General features: G+C 47.8%; 19 protein-coding genes and 1 other RNA gene. 5 read left to right on the top strand and 15 right to left on the bottom strand.

Going from position 1 to position 17,420, the window contains the following annotated elements; all coding sequences use genetic code 11:
* Positions 1-261: 261 nt before the first annotated feature.
* The 8 genes from agaR to MKA69_RS09080 form a co-directional block, all read right to left on the bottom strand.
* The gene (gene agaR / locus MKA69_RS09115; RefSeq protein ID WP_000204843.1) at positions 262-1,032 is read right to left on the bottom strand and encodes a transcriptional repressor AgaR; all 771 of its coding nucleotides are present in this window, start codon (positions 1,030-1,032) and stop codon (positions 262-264) included.
* Positions 1,033-1,139: 107 nt separating this feature from the next.
* Positions 1,140-2,351, bottom strand: coding sequence for an organoarsenical effux MFS transporter ArsJ (gene arsJ / locus MKA69_RS09110; protein ID WP_305847882.1), 1,212 nt, complete (start codon positions 2,349-2,351; stop codon positions 1,140-1,142).
* 44 nt (positions 2,352-2,395) lie between these two features.
* Positions 2,396-2,893 (bottom strand): cyclin-dependent kinase inhibitor 3 family protein, encoded by a 498-nt coding sequence (locus MKA69_RS09105; RefSeq protein WP_095457018.1) that lies wholly within the window; start codon positions 2,891-2,893, stop codon positions 2,396-2,398.
* A 12-nt stretch (positions 2,894-2,905) separates the two neighbouring features.
* A complete protein-coding gene (locus MKA69_RS09100) occupies positions 2,906-3,907 on the bottom strand; it encodes an ArsJ-associated glyceraldehyde-3-phosphate dehydrogenase (protein ID WP_055031956.1) in 1,002 nt (333 codons plus the stop codon).
* A gap of 95 nt (positions 3,908-4,002) precedes the next feature.
* Positions 4,003-4,344, bottom strand: coding sequence for a metalloregulator ArsR/SmtB family transcription factor (locus MKA69_RS09095; RefSeq protein ID WP_000936745.1), 342 nt, complete (start codon positions 4,342-4,344; stop codon positions 4,003-4,005).
* 225 nt (positions 4,345-4,569) lie between these two features.
* Positions 4,570-4,666, bottom strand: an RNA gene (gene ffs / locus MKA69_RS09090) — signal recognition particle sRNA small type.
* A gap of 131 nt (positions 4,667-4,797) precedes the next feature.
* Positions 4,798-6,816, bottom strand: a complete 2,019-nt coding sequence (locus tag MKA69_RS09085) for a GGDEF domain-containing protein (RefSeq protein ID WP_305847881.1) — start codon at positions 6,814-6,816, stop codon at positions 4,798-4,800.
* A 184-nt stretch (positions 6,817-7,000) separates the two neighbouring features.
* A complete protein-coding gene (locus tag MKA69_RS09080) occupies positions 7,001-7,747 on the bottom strand; it encodes a hypothetical protein (protein WP_305847880.1) in 747 nt (248 codons plus the stop codon).
* A gap of 50 nt (positions 7,748-7,797) precedes the next feature.
* On the opposite strand from MKA69_RS09080, the gene MKA69_RS09075 reads away from it, so the two are divergent.
* A complete protein-coding gene (locus tag MKA69_RS09075) occupies positions 7,798-8,100 on the top strand; it encodes a DNA base-flipping protein (protein ID WP_305847879.1) in 303 nt (100 codons plus the stop codon).
* A gap of 39 nt (positions 8,101-8,139) precedes the next feature.
* On the opposite strand, the gene MKA69_RS09070 is transcribed toward MKA69_RS09075, so the two are convergent.
* A complete protein-coding gene (locus tag MKA69_RS09070) occupies positions 8,140-8,574 on the bottom strand; it encodes a YbaY family lipoprotein (protein WP_305847878.1) in 435 nt (144 codons plus the stop codon).
* Between the two features lie 150 nt (positions 8,575-8,724).
* Here MKA69_RS09070 and tesB point away from each other — a divergent pair, with 150 nt between their 5' ends.
* Entirely contained in the window at positions 8,725-9,585 is an 861-nt protein-coding gene (gene tesB / locus MKA69_RS09065) for an acyl-CoA thioesterase II (protein ID WP_305847877.1), read from the top strand.
* A gap of 10 nt (positions 9,586-9,595) precedes the next feature.
* Here tesB and MKA69_RS09060 read toward each other — a convergent pair whose 3' ends face one another.
* A complete protein-coding gene (locus MKA69_RS09060; protein WP_170938086.1) occupies positions 9,596-10,051 on the bottom strand; it encodes an Lrp/AsnC family transcriptional regulator in 456 nt (151 codons plus the stop codon).
* Between the two features lie 124 nt (positions 10,052-10,175).
* On the opposite strand from MKA69_RS09060, the gene MKA69_RS09055 reads away from it, so the two are divergent.
* Positions 10,176-11,243 carry a PLP-dependent cysteine synthase family protein gene (locus tag MKA69_RS09055; protein WP_000337328.1) on the top strand — a complete coding sequence of 356 codons (1,068 nt, stop codon included), beginning with the start codon at positions 10,176-10,178 and terminating at the stop codon, positions 11,241-11,243.
* 85 nt (positions 11,244-11,328) lie between these two features.
* On the opposite strand, the gene sohB is transcribed toward MKA69_RS09055, so the two are convergent.
* The gene (gene sohB / locus MKA69_RS09050; protein ID WP_305847876.1) at positions 11,329-12,390 is read right to left on the bottom strand and encodes a protease SohB; all 1,062 of its coding nucleotides are present in this window, start codon (positions 12,388-12,390) and stop codon (positions 11,329-11,331) included.
* A 158-nt stretch (positions 12,391-12,548) separates the two neighbouring features.
* On the opposite strand from sohB, the gene MKA69_RS09045 reads away from it, so the two are divergent.
* Positions 12,549-13,292, top strand: a complete 744-nt coding sequence (locus tag MKA69_RS09045) for a YciK family oxidoreductase (protein WP_055028679.1) — start codon at positions 12,549-12,551, stop codon at positions 13,290-13,292.
* 93 nt (positions 13,293-13,385) lie between these two features.
* Here MKA69_RS09045 and MKA69_RS09040 read toward each other — a convergent pair whose 3' ends face one another.
* A complete protein-coding gene (locus tag MKA69_RS09040; protein ID WP_055028680.1) occupies positions 13,386-13,823 on the bottom strand; it encodes a YcgN family cysteine cluster protein in 438 nt (145 codons plus the stop codon).
* Positions 13,824-13,964: 141 nt separating this feature from the next.
* On the opposite strand from MKA69_RS09040, the gene MKA69_RS09035 reads away from it, so the two are divergent.
* Positions 13,965-14,213, top strand: a complete 249-nt coding sequence (locus tag MKA69_RS09035) for a YkgJ family cysteine cluster protein (RefSeq protein WP_055064451.1) — start codon at positions 13,965-13,967, stop codon at positions 14,211-14,213.
* Between the two features lie 92 nt (positions 14,214-14,305).
* Here MKA69_RS09035 and recR read toward each other — a convergent pair whose 3' ends face one another.
* The 3 genes from recR to dnaX form a co-directional block, all read right to left on the bottom strand.
* Entirely contained in the window at positions 14,306-14,908 is a 603-nt protein-coding gene (recR, locus tag MKA69_RS09030) for a recombination mediator RecR (protein WP_304572043.1), read from the bottom strand.
* A 14-nt stretch (positions 14,909-14,922) separates the two neighbouring features.
* Positions 14,923-15,252 (bottom strand): YbaB/EbfC family nucleoid-associated protein, encoded by a 330-nt coding sequence (locus MKA69_RS09025; RefSeq protein WP_000467103.1) that lies wholly within the window; start codon positions 15,250-15,252, stop codon positions 14,923-14,925.
* A gap of 70 nt (positions 15,253-15,322) precedes the next feature.
* Positions 15,323-17,407, bottom strand: coding sequence for a DNA polymerase III subunit gamma/tau (dnaX, locus tag MKA69_RS09020; protein ID WP_305847875.1), 2,085 nt, complete (start codon positions 17,405-17,407; stop codon positions 15,323-15,325).
* Positions 17,408-17,420 lie beyond the last annotated feature (13 nt).

Below are 17,420 nucleotides of genomic sequence, written 5' to 3'. Positions count from 1 at the left end.
CCTTTCGATTTGGGTGTGAAAACCCTTTCACTTTGCAGAAAGTGAAAGCAGTAACTTTCAATAATTGAATGAGAAAAACGGCTTAATCGATGGAAATTAAAGGAAAGCAGGGAAACGAAAGTGAAAGGCAAAGCACTGATCAAAAAAGCAGCGAAATTTCAGATTGTGACCTGCGCGAGATCACACTTTAGGAAAGAGGGCTAAAAAACATCCTCGCTAACCGAGGCAAAATGCAGAGATGATGTCGTCATCAGAACGTCTTTAACATGCATCAACAATGCGAACATCCACTCCCATCGCGGTCAATTCACGTCGATAATCTTCAGGCATCCCACTATCGGTGATCAACATGTCGAGCTGCTCTGGGCGTGCAATCAAACAGAAACTTTGCCGATTAAATTTTGAAGAGTCGGTCACCGCAATCACCATCTGTGCCGCTTCAACCATTCTACGGTTAATACTCGCCTCACCCGCATGGGGTGTCGTCACGCCCGCCAGCTTATCGAAACCATCAACACCCAGAAACAGTTTATTAAAACGAAACTGCCCGAGCAGCGCCTCACCTGATTCACCGTGTAACGAATACGAGTTTTTGCGCATGAGCCCTCCAGTCACAATCACCTCAATGTTGTCGTGATTGGCCAAGTGATAGGCAATGTTGATGGCGTTGGTCATGACTTTGAGCTGTTTTTTATCGGTGAGATGAAAAGCGATTTGCTCGGTAGTTGAGCCAGAATCAAGGATCAGCGTGTCACCATCTTCAACCAAAGAAGCCGCATACGCCCCCAACTGGCTTTTGATATCCTGATTGAGCTGCTTTTTATCTTGCAGCGGTTGGTCAAACGCAAATTGTGCATTGATCAGCGCACCACCGTAGCAGCGGGTGACACAGCCTTTTTTCTCAAGAATATTCAAATCATGGCGAATCGTAACTTCCGACACCTGAAACTGCTCAGCAAAATAATTCACCGAACCACTTTGGTGGTGCTGAATGTATTTCAGAATCGCATCTCTACGCTGGGTCGAGGTCATAGTATTGATTTTAGATAAGATTGAGGTGCAATAAGTTTACCAGTTGAATAAGAGTGGCACTACGCTCTGCGCCTCATTCAGCGAGGTTGTGCCACACTTTCCCAACGTTATTCCTGAGTGCGATTAGGCAGCCAAAATGAGATCAGCGTCGTCAGCACTAAAAATCCGAAAGAGACCCACAAACAAGCTGCCAGCCCCCAAAGCTGGAAGACCCAGCCGGATAATATCGTGCCGATTAAGCGCCCCATCGCATTCGCCATGTAGTAGAAGCCGACATCAAGCGACACGCCATCGTCTTTGGCGTAGCTGACAATCAGGTATGAATGCAGTGAAGAGTTCACCGCAAATACCGCGCCAAACAGCATGAGTCCTCCGATGATCACCACTTCTGGATGCCACTGTAGCTGCACACCGTAAGCAATCAGCCCCGTTACCGACGACAGTGCCAATGCCCAGCCAATAGCGGCTCGCCCTGCTGGTGGATGCTCCGATTTACTGCCCGTGATTTTGGGCGCGAATCCTTGAATAACGCCGTAGCCAATCACCCAAAGCGCCAGAAAACCGCCCACAGCACTGTGATCCCAACCAAACACGCTGCCTAAATAGATAGGCAGTGCGATGACAAACCACACATCGCGCGCGCCAAACAGAAATAGCCGTGCCGCCGACAGGATGTTCACACTCGCCGATTTAGAGAAAATATCGGAAAACTTCGGCTTGTTCTTGGCCTTGCCGAGATCGGATTTCAAGCTCATCAGGCTGCCAATGAAAACCAATACCAACAAAGCCGCCATAGCAGCCACCGCATACTGGAAACCGATCAAAGATAACAACGCGCCGCCCAAGAAGAATCCAGCGCCTTTTAAGGCATTCTTTGACCCCGTCAAAATCGCAATCCACTTAAACAACGCGCCTTGTGCATTTTCTGGCACTAAGGTTTTGATGGCGCTTTTGGCACTCATCTTATTGAGATCTTTCGCGATGCCCGACATGGCTTGCGCGGCCATTACCCAAGGAATGGTCAACCAGCTTGCCGGCACTGCCAGCATCAAAAGTGCGATGATTTGCAAACCAAGCCCGATGTTCATGGTGCGATTCAGCCCAAGCCGAGCCCCAAGCCACCCGCCAATTAAGTTGGTCACCACACCAAAAAATTCATAGAACAGAAACAGCGAGGCAATCGCTAAGCTGGAATAGCCTAAATCATAGAAATAGAGCACTACCAACATACGCAGCGCCCCATCAGTCAGGGTAAAGTTCCAGTAGTTGAACGTCACAAGCATGTACTGACGAACATGGGCATTCAGTTGGGACAACATAAACACTCTCTTAAAAAGAGCCGCTTATGCGGCCCTTGATCTGGTTATGGTTTGACGATTTGGTGCACGTACTGCACTTGCACTTCTTTGGTAAATGCTCCCGGCCTTAATGCTTGCACCTGAGTAATGATGCTTTCCAGCGGCCAGCCTTTTTCCAGCAGCAGATGTGCGGCCAGTAAGCCAGTACGACCAGAACCGCCCATGCAATGCAAAGCGACTTTTTCACCGCGGCTGAGGGCCTGATGCAAAGCGGGTGAGCACTGTTGCCAATCTTGCGCAAAGGCGGCATCCGGCGCGCAATCATCTTCAATCGGCGCGTGAAACCACTGTAATCCGGCTTTTTCGACTTCCGCTGGTAGCTCACCCACGCCATGCAGCTCCATTTCTTCATGGCTCAGCGCCGTAACAACTGCCGAAACCCCTTGCGCTTTCAGTTGGGCAATGCTTTCCGACAGTGGTGTGCCTTTGGTTCCCGGACAAGGCGTGAGCACTAAGCTCGCCTGATTTTCTGCTATTGGTAATTCCCAAGTTGGATGCGTCATTTTTACTACTCCTTATGCCAAACCGACTTTACGAACCAATTCCGCGGTACGCGTGGCGTAACCCATTTCGTTGTCATACCAAGCGTAGATTTTCACCATTCGCTTACCAACCACCATGGTGGAGAGCGCATCCACAATCGTTGAACGTTGATCGCCTTGGTAATCAATCGACACCAGTGGACGCTCTTCAAAACCCAGAATGCCTTTAAGCTCGTTTTCTGAGGCTTGTTTTAACAGCTGATTGATCTCTTCCACCGTCGTATCACGCTGCACATCAAAAATGATGTCGGTTAACGAGGCATTCGCCAACGGTACACGTACGGCGTGCCCATCAATTTTGCCTTTCAGATCCGGGAAAATTTCGATAATCGCTTTGGCAGAACCGGTGGTTGTGGGAATGAGGCTCATACCGCAAGCACGTGCACGGCGTAAATCTTTATGCGGTGCATCCAAAATGGTTTGCGTATTGGTTAGGTTATGGATGGTAGTAAAAGAGGCTTGCGCGATACCCAATTTTTCGTGGATCACTTTCACCACTGGAGCAATACAGTTAGTGGTACAAGAAGCGGCAGTGACAATGCGATGTTGCTCAGGATTGAAGATGTGATCGTTCACCCCGACCACGATATTGGCAATCCCCTCTTCTTTGACAGGCGCTGAAACGACGACGCGTTTTACTCCTTGTGCCAAATACTGGTTCAAGAACTCGCCTTTACGATGCTTACCCGTGGCCTCAATCACCACATCACAGCCCGACCAATCCACCGCATCAATCGCTTTTTCTTGTGTTGCGCGAATGCGTTTGCCGTTGATCAGGATCGCATCCGCTTCACTGCTCACGGCATGGTGCCAACGACCTTGTATCGAATCGAACTCCAAAAGGTGTGCCAATGTTGCAGCATCGCCCGCCACATCGTTGATCTGTACAAATTCAATCTCAGGCCAATCAAACGAAGCTCTTAAAGCCAAGCGCCCAATACGACCAAATCCATTAATTCCGACTTTAATTGCCATCTTCCTTTTCCTTTAAACTTGTTTTTATCCCTTCCCAACTAAGCAGCCATCTTGGCTACAACGCCAAGCCATTGGGGATAACTCAACTTGGTTCTTTACACACAGCACTGAGGACGAGAGGTCATCTCGGCGAGGCGCTGAATATCTTGCTGGTATTCTTGTTTAAGACAGTTGGATTCCACCAACCCTTGGATCTGCTTGCGCATCCATCCAGGCAGTTGATCGGAAATACGATAAAACACCCACTGCCCCTGACGGATATCGACCACCACGCCGCTGGCACGCAGCAACGCCAAATGGCGAGAAATTTTCGGCTGACTCTCATTCAAGGCTTCGGTGAGTTCAGCCACACAAACCTTCTCTTCCCGAGCAATCATCAGTAAGCAGCGCACCCGCGTTTCATCGGCGAGTAATTTGAAAAACTGGTGGGGTAACATAATCAAACTCCAATACATATGGATATGCAGATATCTTATTGGAGAAAAAATCGATGTCAATCAGTGTTTGATGTATTGGATAAAAAATCATTCAGGCTAGAAAAATGAGTAGAACCGAGGGTAGGAAGTAGCAATAGCTTAGACTAGGTCAACTTATCCCTTGAACAAGGAAGCTCACAGAATTATTGGGGAAGAATTGGATTTTTTAGAACGTCAGATGGGCGGAGGCCCCAGCCACATCCCGGCACACACATCATCCGCTGTGGCTGCTTCCTTCCGGATCTGACCAGGTTCACGAACTAGTGTTGCGGGAGGACCAGGGCCTCCATCGATTTGAGTTTGGATTGTCTCCAAAGCGGGAGCGATTATTAAACATCGACATGGGCAATGCAAGCGATAATCCTCATTTAAACTTGCATCCCCGACTGACCGACCATCATTTCACCATTTTGACTAAATGATGTGTAATCTTTTTACCTTCGGGTCTGATTGCAATGGTTGGTGTGTCGATTCGGCTTTCGCGCGATACATCTCAATATCGGCTTGATGCATTACCTCATTGAGAGACTGTGTTCGTTCACGGTTTTTGGCAACACCAATGGCAACCGAGACTTCAAAGCTAACGTCACGTTCTGCATCAACAAACATAAACCGCTCACATTGGGCTTGTACATACTCAAGGCGTGCAACAGAACATTCACCAATCAAGATAAATTCATCACCACCGATACGATAACTGCGGCCTCGCCAAACATTCTCAATCCGTTGTGATAGTTGTTTTAAGACCTTGTCACCCACTTCATGTCCGTATTGATCATTGATCGATTTGAATTTATTGACGTCAAGATACACTAAGGTCAATCGAGGCGATAAACCACGTCGATAGCGATTATATAAAGCGCGTCGGTTACGTAGTTTCGTTAAATTGTCAGTATGCGAAATGCCATGTAGGTAAAAAGCCACCATGAATAAGGCTAATAATGCCAAGGCAAACAACCACTGGGTACTACGCTGATATTTTTTTTCAGCAAGCAATGTAGCTCGCCAGTTCGGTTGGTAGTCATACGTATGAATAATTTGTTCGGTATTAAGCATTTTGATCGCACGCGAGAAAAGAGGGGCAAGCGTTGCGCCTAATGGATTTTTAGAAAATCCAATCGCAATATCATATTGATAGAATGCGCCAATCATGGTGTCTTCAACAATCGGGAGCATCTCTTTAGACTCACGAAGCAGCAGATTAAAATTCGCCCGGTTGAGCACGATATAATCGACTTCTTTGTTTAATAAGGCTTGCAACTTTTCTTGCTGATTCGAGTAAGTAAACAGCTTTTTGTTAGGCAACATTTGCTGCAGTAATTCTTCGAAGAAGTCGTCGTTGATTACGCCAATTCGCTCGGTAACAAGTTCAGAAACATTGCTATAAACATCATCTTTATAATGCTCTCGCTTGACCAAAATCGCCTCAGGGTGGTAGTAGCTTTCACTAAAATAGGCGAAGTTTTTGCGCTGTGGTGAAATAGTCACAGGAGCAAGAATATCAATTTTTTTCTCTTGTAAATCAGCAAACATGCTCTCCCATGTTTCTTGCCCATGGCTCACCAATTCACATTTGAGCAGCAACATTTCACAGGCTTGAAATACAACATCAGCACTGATCCCGCGTACAGAACCATCTGGTTGATAAAGTGCATATTGAGGGTTGTTTTCAAGTTTAACGCGCAATACACGCTGCACGTTGAGCCCACTATCGACAACCGCTTGGCGTAATGCTTGTTTGCGGATATCAAATTGATATCTTTGAATCGATTCACGCAACAAACGTTGCACATAAGCGGAGTGCGCGTATTGCTGAATATCGTTCAATAGTTGAAGGTGTTTACCTTTGGGGGCAATGATCGATACAGGCTGAATCGGAACTTGATCATTCAGCAGTTGAGCATCCACCCCCTTCAATAACATGGGTTTTAGTTGATTGATCGCATCAATGACACCATCCACACGACGACTTTCTAACAGAGCAACCGCTTCTTGATGGCCCTGGTATTCAATTTGCTGGATATAGGGATAGTGTTGACGAACTAAATCACCATAAATCGTCCCTTTGGGAATGCCAAGCATGCGAGTTTCGTTGAGGCGTAGCCCGCCATAGCTGTAGAGATAGGTATACTCAATATTGGTGGGACTTGAAAAATCAAACCGTTGAGCACGCGGCTCCGTGTAGGTTACGTTGGCGGCAAAATCGGCCTGACCGGATTCTATTGCCATCAAGATATGGTTAAAACTGGGATAGTTAACGTACTCAATCTCAAGGTTAAAATGGTACGCGATCGAGTCAAACAAGACTCGCGTCACCACATCATCCGCTTCTGTGGCAACAACATAAGATTGGGGTGCAGCCAAAACGTTCGCTGAAATTACGAGCCATCCGAGGAGGAGCAAGACAAAGCGACAAAATACATTACACAGCATAGACGTTGAATATTAGATGTTATTTTTTACCGCGCATTTTACCGTAAATACCCCTACCTCACTATCAACTTTAGGTAATAAACTTCATAAAACTGGTTAATTTATTTTCACAAAGTCATGCTAAAGAACAATGCAACATCACCCCGTATAAGGTTCACAACAATCCTGAACAAGGCAAATCAGGTCACTGTTCATGCGCTTCTTCGGTACTTTTTAACACATAATCCGTTGTCCATGCGGTGGCTAAAATGCAAATCCACACCACAAATACCGGATTAGGTACGTCAGTTTCTGGTGAGACCACTAAAGCGGCAAAACTGACGCAAGGTAGGCTCCAGCCAAGCAATGTTCCCCAGTTCAACTCGGCCGTGGTTTTGCGTACCAAAGACTCACACGACGCAATCACCCCTGTGATCAATAACGCTAATTCTACTGCATAAAATTGCTCTGCCACCCAAAGCGGAATAACCAAAACTAACGCCCACCAGCTATGTGAGTGGTTAGGCTTCCAGCCCCGTGCGGCCCACCAAATTAGCATCACCATGACAATCTGTACCACCGTTACCATCGGTGAACCTTCCAGTTTGCCGGCAGATTGGGTTACCATAATCCCCACTTGCAAGGTGAGAACGATCAATCCACTCACCAAGATGACGCCCCAATGACTACGTGTAGAAAATGCAACCATTAGTAGCGGGATCAATACCCATTGACCAACCGAAAGCGCGACAGGTTGCATCGGCAAGGTAAAACCAAAAATACCGATCGCAATCAGCATGGCAATGCTGGAAAATCCAGATTTGGGCAGTAACCAGAGCGCGGGGATCAAAAATGCGATGATCGGAATATCGCCTTCGCTTAGTCCTGCCACATGTGCAGCAGCAATAGCGAAGAGTGTTGCAGTCAAAAATTGTAAGGCAGACAGTATCATGCCAACTCCCTATACCTATCCTTGGTAAATTTGTTGCGGGCTTTTGTATTATGGACCAGTTTTTACAACAGATCTTTGTCGTGATTCACCAAATTCCAGTTGGTAAGGTATCCACCTATGGTGCGGTTGCCAAAATGGCCGGTTATCCGGGCTACGCTCGGCATGTTGGTAAGGCACTTGCCAATCTGCCAGATGGCAGCCAACTACCTTGGTATCGAGTCATCAACAGCCAAGGGAAGATTTCATTGCAGGGAAACGATTTTATTCGCCAGCAACAACGTTTGTTGGCAGAGGGTATTGAGGTGAGCGAGGCAGGGAAAATATCGCTACGAAAATACCAATGGCAGCCCTAACGCTGCCATTGGTTGAATGCATTGGTTTTACAAATGCAGCTATTCGCTCTGTACGCCGACGAGCATCATCTGTACTTGTTTGGTGGCATCCGTATCGGTGATCACGCCGTAATGGGTATCGGTGATAAAGCGCAATTTACCATCCACCTCAATGCGAGCACTTACACTGTAGCTGTGGCTCGCTTTAATTTTGCTGCTGTCATACGCTAAGTTGAACTCTAGCGGTACTTGCATACCATTAGTGATAAAGTTCTGTTTTGCGATAACGGTTGCAGGCGCATCCGCTAACGAGACATCTTGTAGATAAACCGCCACTACCGCATTATCAGGCAGAGCAATACGTTCGCGGTACGCCACGCTCCCAGTAATAGATTGAATTTTGTCTTGTTCTTTAGGGGCAGATTCATTCATTTGGCAACCTACGAGTAAAGAACCAAACAGAACAGAGATAACAACAAGTAGAACCTTTTTCATAGGGCCTCATTACCTAATGGAAATAGCAAATTAAGAAACACGTGGATTATATGCTGCACGGATATCTGTGTCATTGGACAGCGAGATTATTGACAAATATCTGACTAACATCACAAAATTATCAAAACACTGAAAAAGGATCCTAGGTAAATGAGTAAACCGTTAGACGAACTATTAAGCCTGCTGCAATTGGAGAAACTGGAAGAGGGACTTTATCGGGGAGCCAGCGAAAACTTGGGTCTTCCTCAAGTGTATGGTGGACAGGTGATCGGTCAAGCACTGTCTGCGGCACGTTACACGGTAGAATCTGACCGCACTGTTCACTCTTTCCACAGCTATTTTCTCTATCCCGGAGATCCAGAGAAACCGATCATTTACGATGTAGAAAACTTGCGAGATGGGAGAAGTTTCAGCACTCGTCGTGTCAAAGCCATTCAAAACGGCCGCCCTATTTTCTATCTGACCGCCTCTTATCATGGCGATGCGCCCGGCTTTGAACACCAAAAAACCATGCCAGAGGTTCCGGGGCCAGAAAATTTTGCTTCAGAATCCGAATTGGCGGCGCAAATTGCTCATTTCCTACCAGAAAAATTGCAGAAAGCGTTCTGTGGTGAAAAGCCAATTGAGATGCGACCAGTCACAGTCATCAATCCATTGAAACCGCAAAAAGCCGAGCCGAAACAGTATTTGTGGATCCGATCCAATGGCAACATGCCGGCAGATCAGCTTATCCATCAATACCTGCTCGCTTATGCTTCTGACTGGGGATTTTTGGTCACCGCCTTGCATCCCCATGGCGTTTCGTTAATGACGCCGAAATTCCAAGTCGCAACGATTGACCACTCCATCTGGTTCCACCGCCCATTTAAGATGGATGACTGGTTGCTGTTTGCGATTGAAAGCCCGACGGCAAGCAATACTCGTGGTTTAGTGCGTGGTGAGATTTACGATCGTCAAGGCAACCTTGTGGCCACTGCGGTGCAAGAAGGCGTAATGCGTTTTCTTGACTAAATAGTCACGCTTACAGAGGCAATTGAGTGGTGTATTTCAGTGACTCCATCGCAAAGGTGGAAGTCACTTTATTCAATCCCTCGATGCTGTTGACCAATTTTTTGTAAAACTGATCAAAACACTGCATATCTTTGACCTGCACCTTCATCATGTAGTCGTATTCCCCGGCCATGCGATAAAACTCCATCACTTCAGGAAACTCTTCCACCGCCGTCACAAAGCGGCAATACCATTCATGGGAGTGGTTATTGGTGGTCACCATCACAAACGCCGTGAAAGAGAGTTCGAGGGCTTGGGCATCCAGCAGAGCTACCCGCTCGCGAATCACTCCGCCCTCTTCCATTTTTTTTAAGCGCTTCCAGCAAGGTGTAGTGGTTAAGTTCACCGCTTCGGCTAATTCATTGAGCGAGACGGTGCAGTCTTGTTGCAAAATTGCCAAGATTTGCCGATCAATTTTGTCGAGCAACATACAAACCACCTTATTGGGAGAAAAATTTTCTCTCAAACTACAAAAGCATAGGCAAAATAGCAAAGTTTTTCTCTCCTACCCTAGCTAAACTTATTTCATAACCTAAGGGAGAAACTGAATTATGTGTACCGACCATCAGTGGATTAACAGCGCAATTCGTAAAATTGAAGCAGACTACCAACGCTCTGCCGATACCCATCTGATTAAACTCGATTTACCTTGCGTCTCTGGCGTCGATATCTATCTGAAAGATGAAAGTACCCACCCCACCGGTTCTCTCAAGCACCGCCTCGCCCGTTCACTGTTTTTATATGGACTGTGTAATGGCTGGATTGGGCCAGAAACTACCATTATTGAATCCTCATCTGGCAGCACAGCGGTTTCTGAGGCTTACTTTGCCCGCCTACTTGGCCTACCGTTTATTGCGGTGATGCCCAAATGCACGGCGCGGAAAAAAATCGAACAGATTCAGTTCTATGGTGGAAAGGCACACCTTGTGGATCGCTCCGATCAGATTTATGCAGAATCTCACCGTCTCGCGAAAGAGTTGAAAGGCCATTATATGGATCAGTTCACTTACGCGGAACGCGCCACCGACTGGCGAGGCAACAGCAACATCGCTGATAGTATTTTTAGCCAAATGCAGATGGAACAACACCCCGTTCCGAGCTGGATTGTGATGAGCCCAGGAACCGGCGGCACTTCTGCCACTATCGGCCGCTTCATTCGCTATCAGCAACACAATACCAAACTGTGTGTAGTTGACCCTGAAAACTCGGTTTTCTACGACTACTACCGTACTCGCGATGCGGCATTAACCCGCAATTGTGGAAGCAAAATTGAAGGCATTGGCCGCCCAAGAGTCGAGCCAAGTTTTATTCCTGATGTGGTGGATGAAATGCGCGCCATTCCCGATGCTGCCAGTGTGGCCACCATTTACTGGTTGGAGAAAATTCTTGGCCGTAAAGCAGGGGCTTCCACCGGTACTAACCTGTATGGCGCACTGCAACTGGCGTGTGAAATGAAGCGCCGCGGCGAGCAAGGTTCGATTGTCACTCTACTGTGCGACAGTGGTGAACGTTACCTTGACACTTACTACAACCCTGAATGGGTCAAAAACAATATTGGCGATTTGAGCGAATACCTGCACAAATTGGAGACATTCTCCGCGACAGGCTGCTTGGATTAAACCTTCTCACGCCATCCAATAAAAAACGCGCTTAGGGTCACTAAGCGCGTTTTTATTCATTAGAACTCCGTTGTGGAAACCAACATTACACTAATGGACGTTGGCCTCGGCTGATCAATTTCAGCAACACATTGTCGGCGGCATCACCGGCCACCCCAGCCAATTTATCGGCCAGCTTTTTCTTCTGCGTGTAACGCAGCAGAAGCACGGTTTTGTTTTTGCACGCTTCAACAATCAAATCATCGGAAGTCTGAATCTCATCCACCAAACCCAGAGCTTTAGCTTGTGTACCAAACCAGTGTTCGCCGGTTGCGACTTTATCAAGATCCAACGCAGGACGATGATCACGAATAAAGTCTTTAAACAGTTGATGCGTTTCTTCGAGCTCTAATTTGAACTTGTCACGCGCTTTATCGGTGTTTTCACCAAACATAGTTAGCGTACGTTTGTATTCACCCGCAGTAAGTTGTTCAAACTCGATATCGTTCTTTTTCAGCAGTTTATGGAAGTTTGGTAACTGAGCCACCACACCGATAGACCCGACAATCGCAAATGGCGCACTGACGATTTTATCGGCGATACACGCCATCATATAACCGCCGCTGGCCGCGACTTTATCGACTGAGATGGTCAGAGGTAACCCTGCAGCTTTGATACGATCAAGCTGTGAGGAAGCCAAGCCGTAACCATGCACCATGCCACCACCGGTTTCCAAGCGCAGTAATACTTCATCACCGGCTTGTGCCACCGCCAAAATCGCACTGACTTCTTCACGCAGTGAAGCGACTTCTTTGGCATCGATGCTGCCATGAAAATCGAGCACAAACAGATGCGGTTCGCGTTTGCTTTCCAATTCGCCTTCTTTTGCCGCTTGTTTAAGCGACTTTTCACGACTTTTCTGTTCTGCTTTTTCTTTCTTCTTTTCTGCCTTATCACGCGTTTTTAAAAAGGCGTCGTCATGCAGATAAGATTCTAAACGCTCAACGGTCTCTTTGTGCTGCTCGGTCAGATCGGTGATTTCCAGTTCACCTTTGGCCGCTCCACTGCGTCCACCCAGCGATTTAACCACCACCAGCACTGCCACTAACGCGACTACCACAGTCACAATCTTGGCCAAAAACAGGCCGTAATCTAACAAAAACTCCAAGTGACTCATCCTTCTTCAATGCGAATTGGTGTATTGTAACCACCTTGTCACGAAGACTTAAAGCAAATCCTCTTCCCTGTTACATTCTCCGCGAGGTTAACAAGAAAAAACCGCGGTGTATCAATAGGAAGAACCAAGAATAATAAGGAATGTAAGACGTGAATTATTCAGTCTCAGCAGATGCCCTGAAAGAGAAAGTGATTTTAGTAACAGGTGCCGGTGACGGCATCGGTAAACAAGCGGCGATCAGCTTCGCGGCACATGGCGCTACCGTGATCCTACTCGGTCGCACCGTGAAAAAGCTCGAACACACTTATGATGCGATTGAAGCTGCAGGTTACCCAACCCCCGCCATCGTACCTCTAGATATGAAAGGGGCGACCAAACAAAACTATCTGGATATGGTGGACACCATTGAAGAGCAGTTTGGTCGTTTGGATGGCGTATTACACAACGCCAGCCTGCTTGGCGTGCTCAGCCCTTTTGATCAAATTGGCGAAGACAGCTTTGATGACGTGATGCAAGTGAACGTGAAAGCGCAGTTTTTAATGACTCAAGCACTACTGCCTTTGCTGCACAAATCGGCCGATGCTCGTATTGTGTTTACCAGCTCAACCGTAGGTCACATTGGCCGCGCTTTCTGGGCGACTTACGCGATATCTAAATTCGCCACCGAAGGCATGATGCAAATTCTGGCCGATGAACTGAGTGATAGTACAATTCGTGTCAATGCGATTAACCCAGGGGGTACTCGTACCGGAATGCGCGCGAAAGCTTACCCAGCGGAAGATGCAGACAAGTTAAAAACGCCGCTCGACATCATGCCTCTCTATTTGTACCTGATGGCACCAGAAGGCCGAGAGGTTCATGGGCAATGTATTGATGCTCAACCGAAGAAATAACGCGGTTTAGTTTTGGCTTTCGTTCAAAGACAAACGCCTTGTAAATAGCAAGGCGTTTTTGTTATCTAACATCACCATCGACGAGGAAAAAGCTTAATCTCGGCTCATCAGCACAATGTGATCTTCCCAATCGATCACATCCACTTCATAGACGATTTTACCGCGCACACTTTCATCGGCGGCATGCATGGCGTCTTTAGACCCCGTCAGCAAAGGGTGCCACTCCGGAAGTGTTTGACCACTGCCAAGCAAACGGTAGGCACAGGTATCGGGCAACCAGTTAAATTCATCAATCTTGTCACGGGTGAGTTTTAAGCACTCTTCACCCGAACTAAAGCGATTGGGGTAATCTTTACAAGAGCAGGTTTCGCTATTGAGCCAGCTACACGCCACATTGGTGTAGTAGATTTCATCCGTATCTTCATCCATGAGTTTGTGCAGGCAACATTTACCACAGCCATCGCACAGCGATTCCCATTCGGCTTCGGTCATTTGATCTAAGGTTTTGCTTTGCCAGAAGGGTGTACTCATTGCATTGTCTTACGGTTAATCAATCGGGGGGACGATTTATACTCTTTGCGCTGCCAAAGTGCAAGGAGAGAGCAAGTCAGTGCATCCTATTGTGCTTTCTGTTAGGATGGCCGCCCATTTTTCCAGCGCAAAGAGTTCATGATGGATTGTCGACTAGGCTGCGGTGCTTGTTGTATCGCACCAAGTATTTCTTCACCCATTCCCGGTATGCCGCACGGCAAACCTGCTGGAGTGCGCTGTGTTCAGCTCAATGACGATAATCTGTGCAAGCTATTTGGTCGCCCTGAGCGCCCAAAGGTGTGCCATGATTTCAAAGCCTGCCCTATCGTTTGTGGAAAAACCAACCAACAAGCATTCGATAACTTGACTGAACTTGAACGGTTAACTTGAGCGTGATGCTGATTGAGCCATGCTCATGAGCATCCTAAACCAAGATAAAACAATGCCGCTCGATGAGCGGCATTGTGAATGTAGAGGCTGAGTTAAAACAGCTTATGCCGGCCTAGCAGCGAGTGCGACAACGTCGTGCCATCCACCAACTCAAGTTCGCCCCCCACAGGTACCCCGTGGGCAATTCGGCTCGCCGTCACTTCATGTTCACGACACAGCTCCGCAATGTATTGCGCAGTGGCTTCACCTTCCACCGTCGGATTCGTAGCGAGGATCACTTCACTGATGTCTTTACGCTGTAGGCGATAATCCAGAGTATCCAAACCAATATCGCTCGGACCAATACCATCGAGTGGTGACAGGTGACCCATCAGCACAAAATAGCGACCAGAAAACTGACCGGTAGCTTCCAACGCAGCAATATCTGCCGGACTTTCGACTACACACAACTGACCATTTTCTTTACGCTTAGGGTTGCTACAGATGTGGCAAACATCCTGCTCGGTAAAGGTTCGACACTCCTGACAATGACCGATTTCGATCATCGCTTGACTCAGTGCCTCAGCCAGTTGTATACCGCCTTTACGATCGCGCTGTAACAGATGGAATGCCATACGCTGCGCTGATTTTGGGCCAACGCCCGGCAAGCAGCGTAATGCTTCCATCAAATGTTCCAGCATGTGACTGGTACGCATAAATTCAGCTCAGATTAGAATGGCATCTTCATGCCCGGTGGCAGTTGCATTCCACCGGTGACTGAAGCCATTTTCTCTTTTTGCGTCTCTTCGATACGACGAGCGGCATCATTGAATGCGGCAGCAATCAGATCTTCCAGCATCTCTTTGTCGTCTTCCATCAGACTTTCATCGATGTTGACACGGCGTACGCTGTGGCTACCTGTTACGGTCACTTTCACAAGGCCAGCACCGGATTCACCGGTCACTTCCATGTTCGCGATCTCTTCTTGCAGCTTTTGCATACGCTCTTGCATTTGTTGGGCTTGCTTCATCAAGTTGCCCATTCCGCCTTTACCAAACATCTTTATCTCTCTGGTTATCGTTGAATGTTTCACATAGTGTGGGGGTGAGACACTTCGGTTTCAACCCCAGTTAAATTGGTCGTACGCTGTCGCTATCCAACTGCGCATTAAACCGGCGCTCAATATATTGCACGTGGGGATCGGCTTGTAAACTGTGTAATGCTGACGTCAGCTTCTGCTGATAGAGGCGCTCACGCAGTTCAAGCGGTGTTTCGCCCCCTTGCCCTACGGTAATACTTAGAGTGCAAGACTCACCAAGCACTTGATTCAACGCTTGTTCTAGCTCTTGCTGCGCTTTCTCATTGTGCAGATGCGCATGACTTGGACGCAACGTCAAAGAAATCTGATCACCTTGACGAACAAAGGATGAATTCAACGCTAATTGCTCGACCATTTTGGCGGTATCTAACCGTTGAACGAATGCCGACCACGCGTCTTGCGCGATGGCTTCTTCAATCAATTTCACCACCATTTCTGGCGTTTTTTCATGCTCTAACGCTTTCTTCAGTTGCGTCGGTGTGACTTCACTTTTCACCGCGACTTCGATGGGTTGCATTGGACGCCACTGATAGATTTCATCTTCTGGCTCCGACTCATCTTCATCATTTTGATCTGGCGACACCTGCACTTGCTGTGCTCGCTGCGCAATACGCTCTAGCGCGGATGCAGGAGTAGCAGATGTCGCGTCAGACTTTTTTCCGTCCGCACCTTTGTTTTGTACTTCTTGACGCTTAGAGCGCAACTGATGACGCAACCCCGCCAACGCAGGCATAGTGGTTTGGCTTTGAGCATCTGTATTAGGCGCCGCTGTATCGATAGATGAATTCACCACTCTGGTATCGTCTCGCGCAAGAGTCGAAGTGGCTCTTTCCATCACAGGCTCAGGTATTGCCTGCGATTGTGCCATGACATTTGGCATCATCGATGGCTGTCTTTGAGCCGGTTGCGACCCAGCGGGCGACATCGGTTGCTCCTGTGTGGCAGGAGCTACTTGAGGTGCCGAATGCGCCATCGTCGATGGCATCTCAACTTGTGTATTCGGCAGCGTGATCGCATTAACCAGAGATACACTTGATGGACGAAACGCCATCATACGCAGCATCAGCATTTCAATGCCAATTCGCGCGGTGGGTGACAGCGGCAAATCTTGCCGACCTTTCAACGCAATTTGGTAATAAAGCTGTACATCTTGCGGGGCTAATAGTTTAGCCAACGACTCAATTCTTGCTGCCTCTGGCACTGATTTATCCAAAGTAGCAGGTAATGCCTGATACATGGCAATACGATGCAATTGGGTAGAAAGCTGTTGCAAGAGGCCATCCCACTCCACGCCATTTTGCGCCAGAGTATCAATACACTCCATCACCGCTTGCGGAGTTTGTTGGCTGATGGCTTGCAGCAGATGCAGCGCATGGTCAGTATCTAGCGTACCCAGCATGTGCGCGACGATGTCACTTTTTACTACACCATTGCCCAACGCAATCGCTTGATCTGTCAAACTCAGTGCATCACGCATACTGCCGTCAGCCGCGTGCGCTAACAGATTCAGCGCTTTGCTGTCGCTGGTGATCTGCTCGGCGTGCAGCACTTTATCCAGTTGCTGCTGAATGTTTTCCACATTGATCGGTTTGAGATGGAACTGCAAACAGCGCGACAAAATGGTGACGGGCAGTTTTTGCGGATCAGTCGTCGCCAGCAGAAACTTCACATACTCAGGCGGCTCTTCAAGCGTTTTGAGCAGCGCATTGAAGCTGTGGCGCGAGAGCATGTGCACTTCGTCGATCAGGTAAACTTTGAAGCGTCCACGCGCAGGTTTGTACTGCACGTTATCGAGCAGTTCACGCGTGTCTTCCACTTTGGTGCGCGATGCCGCATCGATCTCAAGCAGATCAACAAAGCGTCCTTGGTCGATTTCTTTACAGGTTGCGCACTCACCACAAGGAGTGGCGGTAATCCCCGTTTCGCAGTTGAGCCCTTTCGCAAACAGACGACCTATAGTGGTCTTCCCCACACCTCGGGTTCCACTAAACAGATACGCATGGTGCAAACGATTTTGCGCCAATGCGTTCTCTAAAGCGGTTAAAACATGGGTTTGTCCAACCACTTCGCTAAACCGTGTCGGACGCCATTTGCGTGCTAAAGCAAGATAACTCATTCCAATATCCGTT

Source organism: Vibrio sp. AH4, assembly GCF_030710545.1.
Classification (GTDB): Bacteria; Pseudomonadota; Gammaproteobacteria; order Enterobacterales; family Vibrionaceae; genus Vibrio; species Vibrio metoecus.
Note: the sequence above shows the minus strand (reverse complement) of the source record. Positions and strands in the feature narration are given on the sequence as shown.